This is a genomic window from Aureibaculum flavum (assembly GCF_016406085.1).
Classification (GTDB): domain Bacteria; phylum Bacteroidota; class Bacteroidia; order Flavobacteriales; family Flavobacteriaceae; genus Aureibaculum; species Aureibaculum flavum.
Map to the genome: position 1 here is coordinate 101,692 of NZ_JAEHFJ010000005.1, position 16,782 is coordinate 118,473.

Consider the following 16,782-nt stretch of genomic DNA (forward strand, 5'->3'; position numbering starts at 1 on the left):
TATATTTGATATTTCACCGTTATGTTTTTTATACTTCTTTATAGATTTACTTGTTATTTTATAATTTTGAGCTCATCAGATTCTTCTGGCTGGTATAACATATAAGACATTTGAGTATCTATTGTTTTTCCATTGAAGATGAGCATATCTAAAATATTTTCAGGTTGTATGTATACCAATTTTCCGTCAGCATAATACGTAATGTTAAAATCTTCTGTTACAGTATAATTTTTTGTGGGTTCATTCAGTGCAACTATTTCTTTCCATAGTTTTGTTGTAGTTTCAATTTTCGTATCAAAATCCAATTGCTGAATTTCGTATTGCCGTATATAAAATAGATTGTTAATTGTATGTTCATCGTTCTCTAAGATAGCTTTGCCTAGCTTATCAAAAAGTGCAATTATTTTAGCTTTTAATTTTTCATCCTTACGCAGATTAACGCCATTTTTCCATGTTTCTGGGTAATAAGGTAATTTAGAATCAAACTTAAATTGAAAAACGAATGGTTCACTGCCTTCAAGTTCTGTGGTGTCAATAGTCTTTAAAGTGTCCAAAGTTTGTTCTTCTATGACCATGGCAGATAGTTTTGAATATGCTCTAAAACTTTGAACCTTTCTTTTAGAAATAACTCCATTTTCAGGATAAGATATATATCCAGGATTTGCTATTATTTTAATAGAAGAAAACTTATCAGTAATAAAATTGTTTAAATCATAATTATTTGCACCATAAGCGGGTTTAATTTCGATTCCATTTATGAAAACATCAACTTCGCATTTTTGCGAATTAATTATTAGTTTATAGTGTGGTTGGTTTTGAAATGCCTTTAATTCGCCGTGTATATTTGCATTAGCTTTTACTTTAGTGGAGTCATCTTCTACTTGACTATGAGAAGAAGTAAAAGTGCCTATTAGTGTAATAAATAAAATTATTTTTTTCATGAGTTTTAATTAGCTCGACGATGGAATGTATGAATTTTTATATTTGGATATTTTTTTTTGAGGTTTTCAATTTCGACATAAGCTTCATCTTCAGAATAGTTTAAATAAACCTCCTTTATGTTTTTTAGATCGTCAAAAACTTTATTATCGATTCCATCCTTGTAATAATCGAAATGAAGTATTTCTAAATTTTTCAACGCATATACTTCTTTGGGTAATTCTTTTAAATTACAGAAACCGATGTTTAATTCTTCTAAATGTTCTATTTTGCCTAAATAATCAAAACGTTTAATTTTTTTGTTAAAACTTAAGTTCAGCTTTTTTAATTTTTTAAGTTTAATCAAATATTTAGGTACACTTTCAAAAGGACAAAAGCTGAGGTTTAGCTCTTCAAGGTCACTTAGGTTTTCTATACCTGCCAGACTTTCTAAATTATCATTGTCAAATAGATTTAGGTATTTTAGTTTTTTAAGTTGTGAAACCTCATAAGGAAGCATATAACCTGTTCCTCTGTTTTCTTGTAGGTCTAAATGTGTAAGATTCGTTAATTGTTCTAATCCTTCAAAATTCTGTAAGACACTTCCTATTTTCAGTGATTTTAGGTTTTTTAGAGCTAAAATTTCAGGTCGAATATCAGAAATATTACTATACGAAATATCTAGAGTTTCTAACTTCGTTAAGTGTTCTAAAACCTCTGTACTTCTATAGTCACTTAATTTACGATTGTCAGAAATATTCAAGTGCTTTAGTTCTTTAAATTCTTTAAATGTTTCAGGAATTTCTGAAATGTCACATGAAGATAGGTTTAAATATTCAAGTTGTTTTGTGTATTTTAAATTTGATAGGTCTGTCAAGTTATTGCTGTAATGTAAGTCAAGATATTTTAAGTTTTTTAAATACTTGAAACTTTTGGGAATTGAATCTAGTTTGGTTTGTTCAAAAATGAGTGTATCTATTTGTGCTAAGTATTTAAAACTTTCATAGTCGCTAATAGAGTCAGCTGATAATCTTACTTTTCTTAGTGATTTTAATTTTAAAATAGCCTTAGGAATTTTATAGTTTAGATATACATCTAATGATTTTAGTTTCTTTAAAGGGATAATCCTTTTAATATGCTTCTCATTTTCTAGATTTCCTATTCTTATGTGTTCAAGTTGGGTAATTTTTTTTATTTTTTTAGGTAAAGTGAGTAATTCACAAAAACTAATATTTAAGTTTTTTAAATGTTTAAGATTGTAAATGCCTTTTAGGCTTTCAATTCCATTGCAGTGCGAAACAGTTAATTTTTCTAGGTTGGTTAAATTACTTAAAGGTGTTATATCTGTTAAACTATCTTGAAATTTTATAGTGAGACTTTTCAAGTTTTTAAATTCTGCAATATCAGTTGGAAGTTCATTTATTTTATAGTAAAAACCGTGAATTTCTAAATGATAAATTTTGGACTTATCTGTTTTGGGGGATATTTCGCTATATTCAAAAACTTTATGTTTGTTTTGAGCAAAGCATAAATTAACATTTAGTACTATAACAAATAATAGAAAGACTCTCATTTTATGAAAAAAATAGAATGTAGATTAAATAGCCCATTAAACTAATGGTATAAAGTGTTATTTTGGCTAATACACCTTCATCAGTCTGTGTGTGTTTATTCGTAAAAGCATCGAGAATGGCGTATAATAATAGTATTAGAAGTGGAATGCCAAATAGAAGTTTGTATTGTTTGTTTTCGATTACAAAAAAACCAATTAATATGGCCATCATACCAAATCCAGCTAAGTTTATAACTACATGTTCATTAAGTTTAAATTTAGTGCGATAGTTTATAACTCCAGACTGTGTATTCTTTTTAATGATTGATGCCGCTTCTTGGTAATCGGTCAGTTCGGCTGGTATAAAAATCTGTTTCTTTAATGCCCGTATACGTAGTCCTCGTTTTGTCTCACTATAACTCTTAATATCTCTAAAGCTTATCTTAGTGCTTTTAGCATTGGGTACTTGCTTTTCTATAAATGAGTCTTCAACAATATATTTCGTGTCTATAAAAACGCTTTTCACTCCTTTTTTTGCTGAGAAAAATCCAGCGATTAGAAAAAAAACTCCAATACCGACAAGTATATAAACAAATTCTTTTTCCTCAAATAGCTCGCCATTTTTTACGGAATTCGCTATAACCATACTTGTAAAAATTAAACCTATTAGCATTGGGTATATGGCAATTACTTTTTTAGTAGCAAATTTATTGATAACGGAATCTGAAAAAGTGTAAATGTTCATGATGATTAATTTTTAATTAATTTAGAAAATTCACGGGTAGATATAGATTTACGCTTATGCTTTTTATAAAGTTCATCATGTGTCATAATAAGTTCATTCCAAAAATAGTATCCAAATTTATCTTTTGCGTAAGGTCCAGCACCAACTTCTGAAGTAAAAGTATTATAATCTATATTTTTTAATTGGCCAGCTCGTTCACCATAAATATGGTTTTTGTCTTTCGCATAATGGTCTCCGATTACTTTAAAAGTGTTGTAATCTGCAATACTATAAATAGAAAACCTACCACCATATGCCATGTCAAAATAATGATAGATGTAATTTTTATCTTTATAAAAAGTACTTCCTAAATAATCAAATGATTTGATGTCAATTATTTCATTTAAAGTGCTTTCACTATCGCAAAATTGGGTAATATAATTTTTAGTATTACCAACTTCAGTGGCATAGTCAATTTGAAAACCGAGTTGACCTTTGTTATTACGGTAAAGTTTGTCCTTAATAAGGTTCCAGTCTAATGCCAAATTAATACTATCTAGCCTTTCTATGGTGTTCATGATTTTATCCTCTCTAGAAAGAGCATCTTCAACCAAGGGTTCTTCAACACCTACCGCATCTGCTGCTTCTGAAGCATCTATTACGCTTTCTGAAGTATGTCTATGAATATAGTCCCTATCTTCAAAATTAGGACACCCCAAAAGCATTAAAAGTGTCAAGAAAGGGAAAAGTCTTGATAAGTAACCTACGTTCATAATTTGCGTGTTTTGAGTTGTTTCATTAAGCTATAAAAATCTTTAGTATCGATGGTGTTTTGATAAATTGTCATTTTTTTACCATTATAAAAAGTCAACTTTACTTTTTGAAAATTACGATATTTGTCGGTGTTTTTTAGTAAGCTTATGAATATAAACGGACTTGTGCCTGTTTTATGTTTTTTAATTTGTTTTTGTTTCAGCTTTTTTAAATCAGCAGTTTTGGTCAAAAGGCCAAAAAAGTTTTTCTTTATTAATTGAGCGTTTTTTATTTCATAACGCTCTATTTTCCAAAAGCCGTAACATAGTGTTGTAATTGATAAAGCAAGCCAGAAATAGCCCAACGGATGTTTCTGTAAAGAATCAGAAAAATAATAACCAATTAAAAATAAAATTCCTAACAAAATAAGTTCTGCGGCAATGCTATTATCTGGTTTTGCTTTCAATTTATTTTATTTTTATACCACTTCCTCCGTACAATTGAGTGGCTACTAAGCTAAATTCTTCTGCTAGTATTTGTTTTTTGATATGGTGTTTTTTACCATATTGTTTAATTTCATTTTTGAGTTTACTTGTTTTTGAAATGGCAATACCAGCCATAGTAAATACAATAAGTAATAAAATACCACCAATTGTCATTTCTGTATTCATAATTGTATTATAAGTGCTTAATTCATAAGATTTTCCTGCTAAAAACACATTGTGAATTAAGACTAAAATACCAATTCCTAAAAAAGGTAGTTTTACATAAGTTTCCATATCTGCTAAAGATTTATAAACCTCAAGTGAGCTTTTTAATTCAGTTTCTGATAATTTACTAAGAGTATCTAATTCAACTTCTATAACATTCTCGTTTTCCATAATTTTTTATTTTAATACTGTAAATATAAAATGGAAAGTTGCAATAAAAATTGGGCAATCAATATTTGAGTATTTTCAATGGATATTCGAAAATATTAGAATTATTTTTCTAATTTAAGAGCTTTGCTGATTTGTATTAAGTTGATAATAGTATAAACATAAAATGATAAGTTGATAAAGCCGATAGTAATAACCCAAAATGAAAATCCATCCTTAATGTATCCTCTATAGACAATGTAAGTGAAAAAAGGAGTCAGAAGTAGAATTATTATATTGTTTATTAACGATTTTTTGGTGGGAACAACCTTTTTGCTTGGAAAATTTGGTATCCGTCTATCTTTTTTGGCTTTGCTATAATTTGGAAAAATATCTTCAAATTCTTTAGAATAAGAAAATCCAGTACCACCAGCAATTAAATCATATCGCATTAAATAGGTTTCTGCTTGAAGATTTTGGGTTTCAATGGTGTTAATATCAGTTTGTATAGTGATTGTAAACTCTTCAAGAGTGCTGAAATTAGCAATTTCAAAAATATCTAAAAGTAGATATTGATTAGGTTCGGCAAATTTTGAACGGATATATTTTACAAAATCTTTAAATAAAGGAACACTTTCAGAAGCGTATTTTTCTAGAAATAAAAGAGTTCGGTTTGCATTTTTTATAAAAGATGCTTTGTCTATTTTAATACATGCACCCTCGGGTTCATTTTTGTAATAATTATCTAATAGACTTTCGTCTTCTAACATTGATAATTCTTCAATTTTTTTCCAGATTGGTTTTATAGCATCCAGCTGTTTATTATCCATCAGACCAATCCAGAAAAACGGTAATGAATTATTTGCTTCAAATAACATTTCACCATCTTCACTTTTGGTATGTATGCTTAAGTAGGTTCTATGTCCCATAAATTATAGTATATGCTTTAATGGTATTGTTTACTCTACAATTCTAATATTGTGTTTTTTAGTGAAATAGTATTTTTCGTCTATAAGAGCTTTTATCTTGGGGATTCTTATTTTTCCTGTCTTTAGAGGTGTAAAATAAATTAAGGTGTATGATTTTACATGGCCATTATTAATTTTTGTTGATGAATTAGAGGCCCCTTTTTTTAGGCCTGGTATTGTCAACTCAAAGGGCGGAAAATAATCAAAAGTTTTATTCGTTTCTACAATTAATACGATAGTATCTGAAAGGTTATAAACTGATTTTTCTGTCCAAGATATTAATTGAATATCTTTCTTGTTGTTTAGTTTGGATTCGAATTTGTATTCATGCTTAAAAATAAAATTATTTTGACTGCCTACAGCATATGAAATAATTATAAAAAAGACTAGTACTGATAAAGTGCGGGTTTTTAAATTTTTCATTTTAATTACGAGTTAGAGAATTTCAACTTATTAATAATATTCTTTAAAGGTTTTTGTATCTAACCAACCATTTTTTCCATCTCTAGATATTTTGTAAAAAGACTTTGTAACTTGTTCCATAGAATCAAATTGAACAGTTTTATGATTGGGATAAATAGCAACTTTATTATCCTTGTAAAAATAGATTAGTCCATCATTAGTATTCATTTCAATATTATCATAAATTAATGGAAGTACTTCGGTAACTTTTACATAACCTTTTTTATTTAAATCAGTTGGAATTGGCTTTAGAATTGAATCACCAGATTTTGTGATAAAGTATTCTTTAGTAGCTTTTTTGAATACAGCTTTTTCTGGCTCATAGGTGAAAATACCGACTTTACTATTTTGTGTTACCTTTAGTAACCTAGGTTTTATATTTATTTCACCAACATAGCTGCTGTTGCCATCCCAAGAGAATTGATTAGAATTATTTAAAAAACTCACTTTACTATTTTTTGGAAAACCTCTTAACTGTAATGTTTCTCCATACAGTGTTCCTCCAAAAGAACCTCTTGAGGAGCTTATGCTGAATGGTGTTTTAAGATCTTTGTTCTTTATAATTCGATATTCATTTGAAGAAACTGTGCCGCAAACAAAATAGGATACTGGGGGCAATGTAAGTATTTTATTACCTTCACTATCCAAATAATAAGCACCTTCAGTATCTAATATTTCTATACCAGCATGATAAAAATAAACCTGTTGTAAAGAATTAAATTCTAATGGCTTTAAAGCAAAATTATAAATTGAAATATTAGTTGAAGTTTTACCAATAATATAATGTGGGCTAAAAAAGATGGAGTCAAATGCTTTTTTAAGTCTATCAGTTCCATAGTGGTTAATCAATCTATATTGGTTTTTATCCTTCTGTAATTGGTAAAAATCTTCTGGATTAAAATAGGTTAATAATTCTTTGTTTCTAAAATTATATCGATTGTCATTTATAGAGATGTTACTGTTTGCAATCGGTTCGTAGTCATCAAACACCAATAAGTTTTCTTTTTTAAATGGAATTAAAATTCCTTCTATTGAATTACCTTGAAAATAAAGGTTCATGTATTTATCATTACCTAAACTTAAAATAAGTGTAGTAAGAAATTCTCTATCTTTTATTCTCCATTTGTCCGTTTTATCATCTTGTTGGTTTTCAATAGATCCTCCAAGGCCTGCACTTAACCGAGTTGAATACGTAAGTTCATTTATACTTATTATATCTTCTGAAATGGGTTTTAATAAAGTGGTGTTTTTTTCATCAGTTTCTGAATTATGTAGAATCCAATTGTTTTCTGATAATAAATTTTTAAAATCTAAAAGCGTATAGGATGCTAATGCTGTTGTATAAAAAGTGTTGTCATATTTTTCTTGAATTTCGTGGAGTGTTTTTACACTATTGGATTGGTGTGGTTCAAGTAAAATTACATAGTCTTTATTGGTGCTTTTATCTAAATAAATTTCATTAAAATTACCCTCGTCATCTTTTTGAAACAAATAATAATAAGCATCATTATCATATGCAATTAGATCTATAATTGGAGTTTTTATTACATCTTGTGCAGTAATGCTTATCGATGTTAAATAAATAATTACTGTAAAAAGAAATTTATTCATATGACTATACATTTCCCTATTCTTTTAGTTCAACACCTTTAAAATTAAAAACTTCATATTTAGAATTGGATTGTCCGTCAATGCTTCTACTGGTTTTAATTTTATTGCTAAAGATGTTTATACTTTTGTAAATTTATGGCGATACCTGCTTTCCGTTTTTGTCAAAATATTCAACCTTGTTGCTTTGGTTTTTAACTTTGAAAAGATCTTTCTCGGCCCATATGTATTTATGCTCAATAGGTATTATGACTTTTCCAGTTTTAGCATCAACTACGCCTCGTAAAGATTTACGCTCTACAATTACCAAAGTATTATGATATAAATCGGATTCAAATAGACTGTAAGATACTGGGGTTAGATTATTTTTAGAAAGGTCAAGAAGATACAATTGATAAGAACCATTAAGATAACCTCCATAATAATAATAATTTAGAGAGCTCAATTCATTAAAATTTGGTTGTATTTTCCATTTACCATCAATACCTACCAACCCATCTTTTTTAGTAATAGAATCTGTGGAAATAAAATAGCCAAATTGATCTTTTCTTTTACTTAGATATGATTTTTGCACGACAAGATTTTTTTTGCCTAATATATTTTGTTGTTTGCTAATAAATATATTTATGGAAGAAACATTACCTGAGTATCTATAGGTGGCAGTGTAATAAGGTTCTGTTTCCAAGGGTTCAGCGGGTATATTTTTTTTGATAAAAGTCTCTAGTTCCGCTTTGTCCTTAAACTCATTATTCTTTAATTTTTTTAAAGCGTTCTTTTGAATACCCATTACTGTTTTTAAAAAAGATAATGTTTCTTTTGAAGGTAATGTTCCACCCGACATTCCATGCTTTTGCATTACACGTCCATCCTTATATAAAGCATCAATAACAACTAACCTTTCCTCAATTGACTTTGGCATAATTAAAGTGACTTTGTTTTTTTCTATATTTTTTAAAATAATCTCACCTTCTGGAAAGGTTAGTTTTGTATTATCTTTCCCAAGGTTAAATTTTTCTACTACGGGGTATTGATAATTGACTTCAACTTCCAATTTTTCCACTGGTTTAGATTGCTTTAACCGAACACCTATATTAGAACTGCTTTTAGTTAATCTTTTAAGAGTGTCGTTTGTAACTAATACGGTTTTGTCTTTAAAAACTACTTTTTTTAATAAAAAAACAGGATTTTCTTTTTCATTATCATAATAGTAACTTGAATAGCCAATAATATTGCCAAACTTACCATCATAGTAGTCAAATGTTATATAATTACTTGGGTATTGTAAGTCTTCCCTTAAATACAATGAATCTAAATACTTATTGATAGCTTTTTTTATTTCTAAAGTATCCTTTAAACCTGATGCTTCTTGAAAATATATTTTCAAAGAATCGTCTTGTACCTGGTCAGCTGGTGCAAAAACAATATTCGAATCCATAAAGTTTAGCAATGATTCTGCAGATTTTATTTTTTCTTCAAGCTCAATCTCTGCCTCTTGTAAATCTCTGTTTTGAGGTTTACATGAAATGCTAAATAATAATAACGTGGTTATGTAAATGTATTTTTTCATGAGTTTAAATTATCAATTTAAGTTTATTGACTTGATTTTTATTTTTTTAATTTTAAACCTTTTAAATTGAAATCATCATCAGTTTTAAGTTTTCCATCTTCCCAAATTTTGGTGCTGATTTTACCGTCATATATTTCAATATCATCATAAATTTCTGGTAAAACTTGCTTCATGTTGGCATTGTAAACTCCGTATTTGTCATCTATATTTCTTGCTATAAATAGTCCTTCATCTTCAAAAATATATTCATAGTTAAATGGGAGTACCATTTGGTTGGTTTTAGCATTGATAATACCTTGCTCTTTGTTTGGATTTTCTATAATTGCTAAATTTTCATAGTATAAATCGTATTCCCCTAATTTATAATTTACAGGGTCAAAAGAATTTTCTTTAGGGTTTAAACGCAATAATAGTAGGGAGTCATTTTTAGTTGCAGTATAATAATAGTCATTTTGATAATTTAAATTTTCAAATACAGGTGGTTTAATCCAATTTCCATCTAAACCAACAAAACCTAGTTTTTTAGTAGTTGTATCTGTTGCTTTAGAAAAATTTAAATGTGTTGCTTTATAAGTATCCTTTTCTATAATTATATTATGTTCTGTATATAATTCATTTCCTTTTTGAAAAAACACATCTATATAAGCAATATCTTCTTCAAAAATATAAGTAGCTATAAGTTTTGTGCTACCATCTTTGGGGTCGGCAGGACTGTTATTATTTATATATGTGTCTAACTCTAATTGGCTATTAAATTCATTTTTGTTTAGTTTTTCAATTGCCATTTTTTGAATCGGAATTACCTTTTCTAAATATGAAATCTGATCTGTTGTCAATGCTTTGCTATAAGAATAATTTGACACATCAATAGCGTTTCCATCACCGTCATAAGCAAAAACATTAGCTAATTTTTCTCTTAAACTTATAGGCATAATAAACTGAACTTTATTATTCTCCAGTTTTTTTAACCTTATTTCACCTTCTGGTAATTCTATTGATAGTTTGTCTTTTCTTAAACTGACTTTTTTTACTTGTGGGTATTTATATATTACTTTTACTTGTAGTTGTTCAATAGGTTTTGGAGTATTAAATACAATACCCTTGTATAGGTTGGTTTGTGCTCCGTACTCAATGGTGTCCGCTAAAACTTGTGAGGTTTTATCTCTATATATCACTTTTTCTAATAAAAAAACAGGTTCTTCATCTTTGTGTTGATAATAGTAATTTTTATCACCTCTTATAAGTCCAAAATCGCTTTTATCATAATCTATTTCCAAATAATTACCAGGATAATCAATTCTCTCTGTGAAAAATATGGAATCTAAATAATTGATAATTTTCTTTTTTACAATTAACGAATCAAGTTGTTTTTGGGGATTGTTTTTAGATTTAGAATTGATAATGATAGCAGGGTTATAAATATCAGGCTCGTTATTAAAATCTAATGCAGATTGCATTATTTCGACACTTTTCTTTAAGTCAGATTTAGCTTCTTGTAAACTTTCATCTTGCGAGTTACACGAAACAATGATTATAAATAGAATGAGCAAATAATTATATTTTTTCATGATTGAAAAATGTTGTTTTCATTGGTTTGAATGATAGAGCTAAAATACTTTTAATTGTAAGATATCAATCATAAGAATATATATCTGCTAAGCTAAAATCAATATTCGTTCTAGATTAAATTGTTATTGTGTATTGAGTGCTCATGCCATTGGTAAACCTTATCTCATAGCTTCTAATATATAATCTCTCAGAATGAATAGTGTAGGGAGTGTATGAAGAAATGTATTTAGAAAGAGCTTTATTACCAAAACGTATTTTATAATACGCTTTTTGCAGGAAAAAAATATAGTTTTAAAATGCACGTATAAATAACCTCTATTAATTAAATAAGAGATAAAAGAATGCTATTTTATGTTGTTGTTATCTAAATATAGTCATTATTATAGATGGTAAAAAAAGAAATAGTATAAGTATGATACCAGACCAAAACCAAAATGGTGTTTTGATAAAAGAATTTATTTCATCATATTTTCTTTTTAACGAAGTATCCATTTCTTTAGGTGCAAGCGTTTTTTTACAATGTGTACATTCTGATACTCCAGTTTTACCCAAAGGGAAAAATGGTATCCAATAAAGATGTGCGTATTTACCAAAAATAGTAATATTGATAGGGGCCTGATTTTTACAGTACTGACAAGTAGGACCTGTAACCCTTTCTGTTTTTAAATGTTTACTTTTACTTCCGTAAAATATCATACTATTAAATTTTTTAAATTTATAAATAGGTTGCCAAATGTAATGATTATATGGTCAACCTCTGGCTGTAGTTCACTCTTTTTAATGTAGTTGAGGTAGAGACTTGGTGTTCCGTTATCTAATATGTTTCGCTCTAACTGTGGCATTTGAATTCTTCTAAGGTGTCTTAAAATAAGAATACTCTACCTTAAATTTAAGGTAGAGTATTCTAAAACTTTATAATCCAATTTTTAAATGATGGTACTTTTCTCCTAATACTTGTTTAAAGTGTAGGCCAATTAAGTTCTGTTTAACCAAATCTTTATTGTACTCCGTACTCATAGCATTCGGTATACCTTGTCCCACTACTTCTGTTATATAATCTTTTAGAATTAATGCAGTAGGCTCACCTTTTAAAGTAAAAGTCAATTCATATTCGTTGTGATCTCCAGCACCAAATTTCTTTTGGGTTTTTGAATTTTCAATTTGCGATATTGTTGCAGATCTAACTTGATCATTATTAAATATGATATGGCTTTCAATTTTATCCTCAAAATAAGTGAGAAAATGAAGTTCATCTCCACTTAAAACAAAGTAACACACGGCATCTTCTCTAGTGTACCTGGCTTTTACGCCAACTAACCTCCAAGCGGCTGATTTAGCCATGTCAGTAGCAAGTGCTTTTGCTTTATCTCCTGTGGTAGTTGGAATTCGGCCTTCAGAGAAAGCATCAACAGGAGCGTTTTTCATTTCATCTTTTAAAAATGAAAATTTTCCATTTAAAAGTTCCTTAAAATATATAGAGGTATTTTCCTTTTGATTGATAACATTAAAATTCTTTGTTACACTAGCTGTTTTCTTTTGTTGCATTAAATACCAACCAAATGAAAAAGCACAAAGTACAATTACCAATATTATTGTTCCTGTTGTTCCCATTATTTAATAAATTATTTCATTTGAGCTTTTAATTCTTCAATAGTTTTAGCCATAACAACTCCAGGTAATTTTATTGGAGAACCAATTTGAGCTAAAAAAGTACCTTTTACTTCTCCTTTTTTATAAGTAGTAAAACCAATTCTGTATAAACCTGTTGTTAATGCACCTGTTGGGTCTCCAACTTTACTTTTATATCTTAATAAAGAGTTATAAGAGTTACCACTAGGTTGTTTGTATATTTCACTAGTATCATCATTACTAGCTAATTTATGCCAAGATGCCGTTTTGTAATTATCAACTTTATCTTTAGAAATAATATCAGAACGCTCTAAAGTAATATAAGTATCAAAGAAATCTTTAGAAGATGCATTGGCATCATAAGTTGCTCCTTTAATAGGGTTTTTAACTTTTACTTTATTAGCTGGAGAGATCATTCTAAGTCCTAATTCTGGTGCTACAGCAGGAATCCATACGTAGATATAATAGAATTTTTTTCCATCTCTAACTTCATCTTCAGTATCTACGGCTGCATGGCCTAAGTAACTAACGACATCCGTATAAGGAACTTTTTTTGTAACTGGTCCAATTTTTTTCTCGATAGAACTACCAAATGCTTTTAATTTTTGTGCACCTGCAGTGTTAATGGTGAAAGCTGCAATAGCAACTAGTAAACTAATTTTTAATGTTTTCATCTTTAAAATTTAAATGGTTTAATTATTTATTGTGATTATTTGTATTCACTTGGCTAAAATAGTAGTACTTTATTGCTTAATAGTGAAGCAATGTTTATTCGCTACGATTTGGTTGATATTCGTTTTTTTTGATTAAAATCAATCTCTATTGGTGATATTAGTACAGACTTTTTCTAAAAAGGTTTTAAATTCTATGTATTGCGAGTCAGCGTCAAAATTTTCTGCAAAAAATTCAAATCGATTTTTGTTATTCTCGCTATATAAAATAACGGACTCTCCATCGTCATTATCTTCCTTTACCCATAATTCATTAACGCTACTATAATTTAATTGTACAGTATCAGAGGAACCTTTAGGAAAACTCATTGAAGATTCACCTAAGCTAATCGGTTTTTTATTTTGTTTTGATTTTGAAGCATTTATAAATTTATAAACAGCATAAGCGATAAATAGTACTCCAAGTACTGCTGGTATATAATAGCTTAGAGGATAGTTTAAGACTATATTACCTCTATACGAAAAACTTACTTTTTCAATAAAGGCATATATTGCTACCGCAATAAAAACAACGGCAGGTGAAAAAATCCAAATTGAAAATTTTTCTTTATAATTGAAGGTTTTCGTGTTCATGGTTAGTTATTTTGAATTTCTATTAAATAGTTTTCTACTTCGTTAGCTACCTTATTTTGTGAACCTGCTATAATAGCATGTACAAGCATTGCTATAATGCCACGCTGAGTTAAGGTATTAATGTAGGTGCTTGGTGCAATAGGTCTTATATCAACAATATTATTTTCTTTTAATACTATTTTTGCACCCGCAGTACCACTTTTTTTAATAACAATACATTGTTTACCTGCGGTTAACATTACTTGTCCATCATCAAACCATTGGTCTTGTTGTATAGAACATTCCATTGTAGTTTTAGTCATTAAAAATTGTTTGATATTTTCAAGTGAATTGTATTCTGGTTGTAGTTTACGTTTCATCTGTAATGGATTTTAAATTCAATATCAAAACTAATACCAACCAAAGTTTAAATAACGAGCAAATGTATATTTACGCTATTTTTACTACTATTTGATTGAGATGAGTTTAAATTTGATTTTTCAAATGAAACTGTTATTTATTCTCCAAGTAATTTGGAAACAAATTCTTCTTTTCTCCGTGAAGCTACAGGTACTTTTACGCCTGATTTTAAATAAATATACCCTGTTTTGTCATATTTATCAATATAATTTAGATTAACTACATACGATTGATGTGTTCTAATAAAATTTGTTGTAGGTAGTTGTCCTTCAAATTCTTTTATAGGTTTAGAAGCAATATATGATTTACCATCAGAAAGGTAAAATGTAGTATAGCCTTTATCTGATTGGCAATATACCAATGCATCGAATTCAATAACCTGATAGCCTTCTTGTAACCTAAGAACTAATTTAGTTTTGGTATTGTCTATCAATTGACTCTTAACAACCTCTAACTGTTCTTTTTGAGTAACCACTTCAGTAATTACAGCTTTGTCAATAGCGGCTTCTAGTTCATCAATATCTACTGGTTTTAAAATATAATCAACTGCTCCATTTTTAATAGCTTGTAATGCATATTGCTCATAAGCAGTAATAAAAATAACCTTAAATGAGAGCTCTGTGGTTTGGTCTAAGAAGTCAAACGCGTTACCATCAGCCAAGTTAATGTCTAAAAAAATTAGATCAGGTTTACAGGCTTTAGTAACAGTAACGGCATCTTTAACAGATTCACATTCGCCAATAATTTCAATATCTTTGTGAAGACTTTCTACCATAGAAATTAAACCTTTTCTAATATATAATTCGTCTTCAACAATAAGGGCTTTAAGCATCTTTATCAATTTTATAAGGTAATTTTAGGGTAACTAATGTCCCTTTTTCGTTAAATATTTTTCGGTCTTGTACATGAACGCCAGACTCCATTTTAAATTCTCTCGATATTATTTTTAAACGTTCTGAGGTGATTTTTGTTGCTAACGATTTCTTTTTATTGTTCGTTTTATTACTGTCAGCATCTACCCCAATACCGTTGTCACTTATAATACAAGTTAACTGATCGTCTTTAAATAAAATATCAACATCAATTTTTGCATTTGCAAAGTTCTTTTTAAAGCCATGTTCAATTGCATTTTCAACAAAGGGTTGAATTAACATAGGTGGAATAAGTATGTTTTGAGAAGGCAGTTTGTTTTTAAAGGTTAACGTATATATAAATTGATTCTGGCTTCTCATATTTTGTAAGTCTGCATAGTGTTGTACCGCATTTAATTCGTCTTCTAGTCGGACTAACTTTTCTCTTGAATTTTCTAAAATTAATCGCAATAATTTGGAGAATTTAGAAAGATAACTGACCGCTTTTCTATCTTCTTTATTTAAAATCATACCTTGTAAAACAGACAGGGAATTGAAAATAAAATGGGGTGTCATTTGCGATCGTAAAAGCTTTTGCTCTACCAATACATTTTCATGAGCAGCCATTATGTTTCGGTATTTGTAAATAAATAGTGTAGTAAGTAAACCTATAATTAGTAATAAGGAAATAACCGCACCCCATAGCGTTTGGCGTTGCGATACTTGTAACTGATCATCAATTACTTTTACTTTTTTAGTTAAGGACACTTTACTATTATTTGCACTTTCTAAAGCTTGTATTTTTTCGTTTACTTTCTGATTGAAAATATCTTGATTAATTTTCTCTATTTCGTCTAACGTAAACATGGCTTTATCAATCTTATTTTGCTTTTTAAATAGTTCAAAATAGTTTTTATAAATTGCCTTTCTTGCTGTTAAATTATTGTCTGATTTTAATGATCTTACCGCAGAGTCTAAATGAATTTCAGCTTGTTTCCACTGTTTTAAATTCATATAAACATGAGCCATGTTTGATAGATTTATACTTATATTTTTATCACTATTAATGTCAGTAGAAACTGATTCTTTAAGATATTTTATAGCTTCGTTCCATTTCTCTATTCCCATTAAGGTCAATGCATAATTATTGGTAAATAGCGTCAGTTTTCTATAAGGTTTATGTGTAATTTTATTATAAACTTCATACGCTTCTTTATATTGCTCGGTATGATATAGCATCATGCCCCATTTAAAACATAACTTCTGATATTCTAACGAGTCCTGTGGTCTAAATACGGTGCTTGCTTCTTTACAAAATTTTACACCTACTTCGTAACGGCCTAAATCTATAACGTTTTCTGCTTTTAAGTTGAGTGCCCTGACTAAGTTTGTGGTATCTTTTTGTGCCAAACAAATGTTTTTCATTTTCTCGGCATAAATAAGGCCATTAGAGTATTGGCCTGTCCTTCCGTATGATTTTGTTAAATAAAAAAGTTCATCTAAACTCAATTCACGCTTTTCGTCTTCTGAACTTAAAACATCAATTACTTCTTGAAATTTCCGTTCTTTAAAAAGTTGAGTTAAGTCTTTTATCTCTTCGTTCTGGCCGAAAGCCATTTTT

At 28.8% G+C, this 16,782-nt stretch carries 18 protein-coding genes; all 18 read right to left on the reverse strand.

The genetic code is table 11. From position 1 onward, the window contains the following. Window positions 1-53: 53 nt before the first annotated feature. Window positions 54-941, reverse strand: a complete 888-nt coding sequence (locus JBL43_RS11265; RefSeq protein ID WP_198841542.1) for a hypothetical protein — start codon at window positions 939-941, stop codon at window positions 54-56. 5 nt (window positions 942-946) lie between these two features. Beyond that, window positions 947-2,491 (reverse strand): leucine-rich repeat domain-containing protein, encoded by a 1,545-nt coding sequence (locus tag JBL43_RS11270; RefSeq protein WP_198841543.1) that lies wholly within the window; start codon window positions 2,489-2,491, stop codon window positions 947-949. Between the two features lies 1 nt (window position 2,492). Then, complete coding sequence (locus tag JBL43_RS11275; protein ID WP_198841544.1) at window positions 2,493-3,215, reverse strand: hypothetical protein; 723 nt, start codon at window positions 3,213-3,215, stop codon at window positions 2,493-2,495. Between the two features lie 5 nt (window positions 3,216-3,220). Next, window positions 3,221-3,967: a DKNYY domain-containing protein gene (locus JBL43_RS11280; protein WP_198841545.1), complete on the reverse strand. Its 747-nt coding sequence runs from the start codon at window positions 3,965-3,967 to the stop codon at window positions 3,221-3,223. After that, complete coding sequence (locus tag JBL43_RS11285) at window positions 3,964-4,413, reverse strand: hypothetical protein (RefSeq protein ID WP_198841546.1); 450 nt, start codon at window positions 4,411-4,413, stop codon at window positions 3,964-3,966. Before JBL43_RS11285 ends, JBL43_RS11280 begins: the two co-directional genes overlap by 4 nt. A gap of 1 nt (window position 4,414) precedes the next feature. Next, the gene (locus JBL43_RS11290; protein ID WP_198841547.1) at window positions 4,415-4,828 is read right to left on the reverse strand and encodes a hypothetical protein; all 414 of its coding nucleotides are present in this window, start codon (window positions 4,826-4,828) and stop codon (window positions 4,415-4,417) included. A 101-nt stretch (window positions 4,829-4,929) separates the two neighbouring features. Next, window positions 4,930-5,733, reverse strand: a complete 804-nt coding sequence (locus JBL43_RS11295) for a hypothetical protein (RefSeq protein ID WP_198841548.1) — start codon at window positions 5,731-5,733, stop codon at window positions 4,930-4,932. Between the two features lie 30 nt (window positions 5,734-5,763). After that, complete coding sequence (locus JBL43_RS11300) at window positions 5,764-6,195, reverse strand: BatD family protein (RefSeq protein WP_198841549.1); 432 nt, start codon at window positions 6,193-6,195, stop codon at window positions 5,764-5,766. 30 nt (window positions 6,196-6,225) lie between these two features. Then, a complete protein-coding gene (locus tag JBL43_RS11305; protein WP_198841550.1) occupies window positions 6,226-7,845 on the reverse strand; it encodes a hypothetical protein in 1,620 nt (539 codons plus the stop codon). A gap of 133 nt (window positions 7,846-7,978) precedes the next feature. Next, complete coding sequence (locus JBL43_RS11310) at window positions 7,979-9,409, reverse strand: hypothetical protein (RefSeq protein ID WP_198841551.1); 1,431 nt, start codon at window positions 9,407-9,409, stop codon at window positions 7,979-7,981. A gap of 38 nt (window positions 9,410-9,447) precedes the next feature. Then, window positions 9,448-10,977 carry a WG repeat-containing protein gene (locus tag JBL43_RS11315; RefSeq protein WP_198841552.1) on the reverse strand — a complete coding sequence of 510 codons (1,530 nt, stop codon included), beginning with the start codon at window positions 10,975-10,977 and terminating at the stop codon, window positions 9,448-9,450. Window positions 10,978-11,338: 361 nt separating this feature from the next. After that, complete coding sequence (locus tag JBL43_RS11320) at window positions 11,339-11,674, reverse strand: hypothetical protein (RefSeq protein ID WP_198841553.1); 336 nt, start codon at window positions 11,672-11,674, stop codon at window positions 11,339-11,341. Between the two features lie 216 nt (window positions 11,675-11,890). After that, window positions 11,891-12,589 carry a hypothetical protein gene (locus JBL43_RS11325; protein WP_198841554.1) on the reverse strand — a complete coding sequence of 233 codons (699 nt, stop codon included), beginning with the start codon at window positions 12,587-12,589 and terminating at the stop codon, window positions 11,891-11,893. Between the two features lie 11 nt (window positions 12,590-12,600). Further along, window positions 12,601-13,281, reverse strand: coding sequence for a LipL32 family surface lipoprotein (locus JBL43_RS11330; RefSeq protein ID WP_198841555.1), 681 nt, complete (start codon window positions 13,279-13,281; stop codon window positions 12,601-12,603). A gap of 138 nt (window positions 13,282-13,419) precedes the next feature. Further along, window positions 13,420-13,911: a hypothetical protein gene (locus tag JBL43_RS11335; RefSeq protein WP_198841556.1), complete on the reverse strand. Its 492-nt coding sequence runs from the start codon at window positions 13,909-13,911 to the stop codon at window positions 13,420-13,422. 2 nt (window positions 13,912-13,913) lie between these two features. Further along, complete coding sequence (locus JBL43_RS11340; RefSeq protein WP_198841557.1) at window positions 13,914-14,270, reverse strand: hypothetical protein; 357 nt, start codon at window positions 14,268-14,270, stop codon at window positions 13,914-13,916. Window positions 14,271-14,407: 137 nt separating this feature from the next. After that, on the reverse strand, window positions 14,408-15,142 hold the full coding sequence (locus tag JBL43_RS11345; RefSeq protein ID WP_198841558.1) for a LytR/AlgR family response regulator transcription factor: 735 nt from the start codon (window positions 15,140-15,142) through the stop codon (window positions 14,408-14,410). After that, a complete protein-coding gene (locus tag JBL43_RS11350; protein WP_198841559.1) occupies window positions 15,135-16,778 on the reverse strand; it encodes a tetratricopeptide repeat-containing sensor histidine kinase in 1,644 nt (547 codons plus the stop codon). The genes JBL43_RS11345 and JBL43_RS11350 overlap by 8 nt, the downstream gene beginning before the upstream one ends. Window positions 16,779-16,782: the final 4 nt, after the last annotated feature.

What these genes read in the sequence shown, in the direction of transcription:
- JBL43_RS11280 (WP_198841545.1), bottom strand. Translation starts at nt 3,967, where the DNA reads ATGAACGTAGGTTACTTATCAAGACTTTTCCCTTTCTTGACACTTTTA.
- JBL43_RS11325 (WP_198841554.1), bottom strand. Translation starts at nt 12,589, where the DNA reads ATGGGAACAACAGGAACAATAATATTGGTAATTGTACTTTGTGCTTTT.
- JBL43_RS11295 (WP_198841548.1), bottom strand. Translation starts at nt 5,733, where the DNA reads ATGGGACATAGAACCTACTTAAGCATACATACCAAAAGTGAAGATGGT.
- JBL43_RS11270 (WP_198841543.1), bottom strand. Translation starts at nt 2,491, where the DNA reads ATGAGAGTCTTTCTATTATTTGTTATAGTACTAAATGTTAATTTATGC.
- JBL43_RS11265 (WP_198841542.1), bottom strand. Translation starts at nt 941, where the DNA reads ATGAAAAAAATAATTTTATTTATTACACTAATAGGCACTTTTACTTCT.
- JBL43_RS11290 (WP_198841547.1), bottom strand. Translation starts at nt 4,828, where the DNA reads ATGGAAAACGAGAATGTTATAGAAGTTGAATTAGATACTCTTAGTAAA.
- JBL43_RS11340 (WP_198841557.1), bottom strand. Translation starts at nt 14,270, where the DNA reads ATGAAACGTAAACTACAACCAGAATACAATTCACTTGAAAATATCAAA.
- JBL43_RS11335 (WP_198841556.1), bottom strand. Translation starts at nt 13,911, where the DNA reads ATGAACACGAAAACCTTCAATTATAAAGAAAAATTTTCAATTTGGATT.
- JBL43_RS11350 (WP_198841559.1), bottom strand. Translation starts at nt 16,778, where the DNA reads ATGGCTTTCGGCCAGAACGAAGAGATAAAAGACTTAACTCAACTTTTT.
- JBL43_RS11330 (WP_198841555.1), bottom strand. Translation starts at nt 13,281, where the DNA reads ATGAAAACATTAAAAATTAGTTTACTAGTTGCTATTGCAGCTTTCACC.
- JBL43_RS11275 (WP_198841544.1), bottom strand. Translation starts at nt 3,215, where the DNA reads ATGAACATTTACACTTTTTCAGATTCCGTTATCAATAAATTTGCTACT.
- JBL43_RS11315 (WP_198841552.1), bottom strand. Translation starts at nt 10,977, where the DNA reads ATGAAAAAATATAATTATTTGCTCATTCTATTTATAATCATTGTTTCG.
- JBL43_RS11345 (WP_198841558.1), bottom strand. Translation starts at nt 15,142, where the DNA reads ATGCTTAAAGCCCTTATTGTTGAAGACGAATTATATATTAGAAAAGGT.
- JBL43_RS11320 (WP_198841553.1), bottom strand. Translation starts at nt 11,674, where the DNA reads ATGATATTTTACGGAAGTAAAAGTAAACATTTAAAAACAGAAAGGGTT.
- JBL43_RS11305 (WP_198841550.1), bottom strand. Translation starts at nt 7,845, where the DNA reads ATGAATAAATTTCTTTTTACAGTAATTATTTATTTAACATCGATAAGC.
- JBL43_RS11310 (WP_198841551.1), bottom strand. Translation starts at nt 9,409, where the DNA reads ATGAAAAAATACATTTACATAACCACGTTATTATTATTTAGCATTTCA.
- JBL43_RS11300 (WP_198841549.1), bottom strand. Translation starts at nt 6,195, where the DNA reads ATGAAAAATTTAAAAACCCGCACTTTATCAGTACTAGTCTTTTTTATA.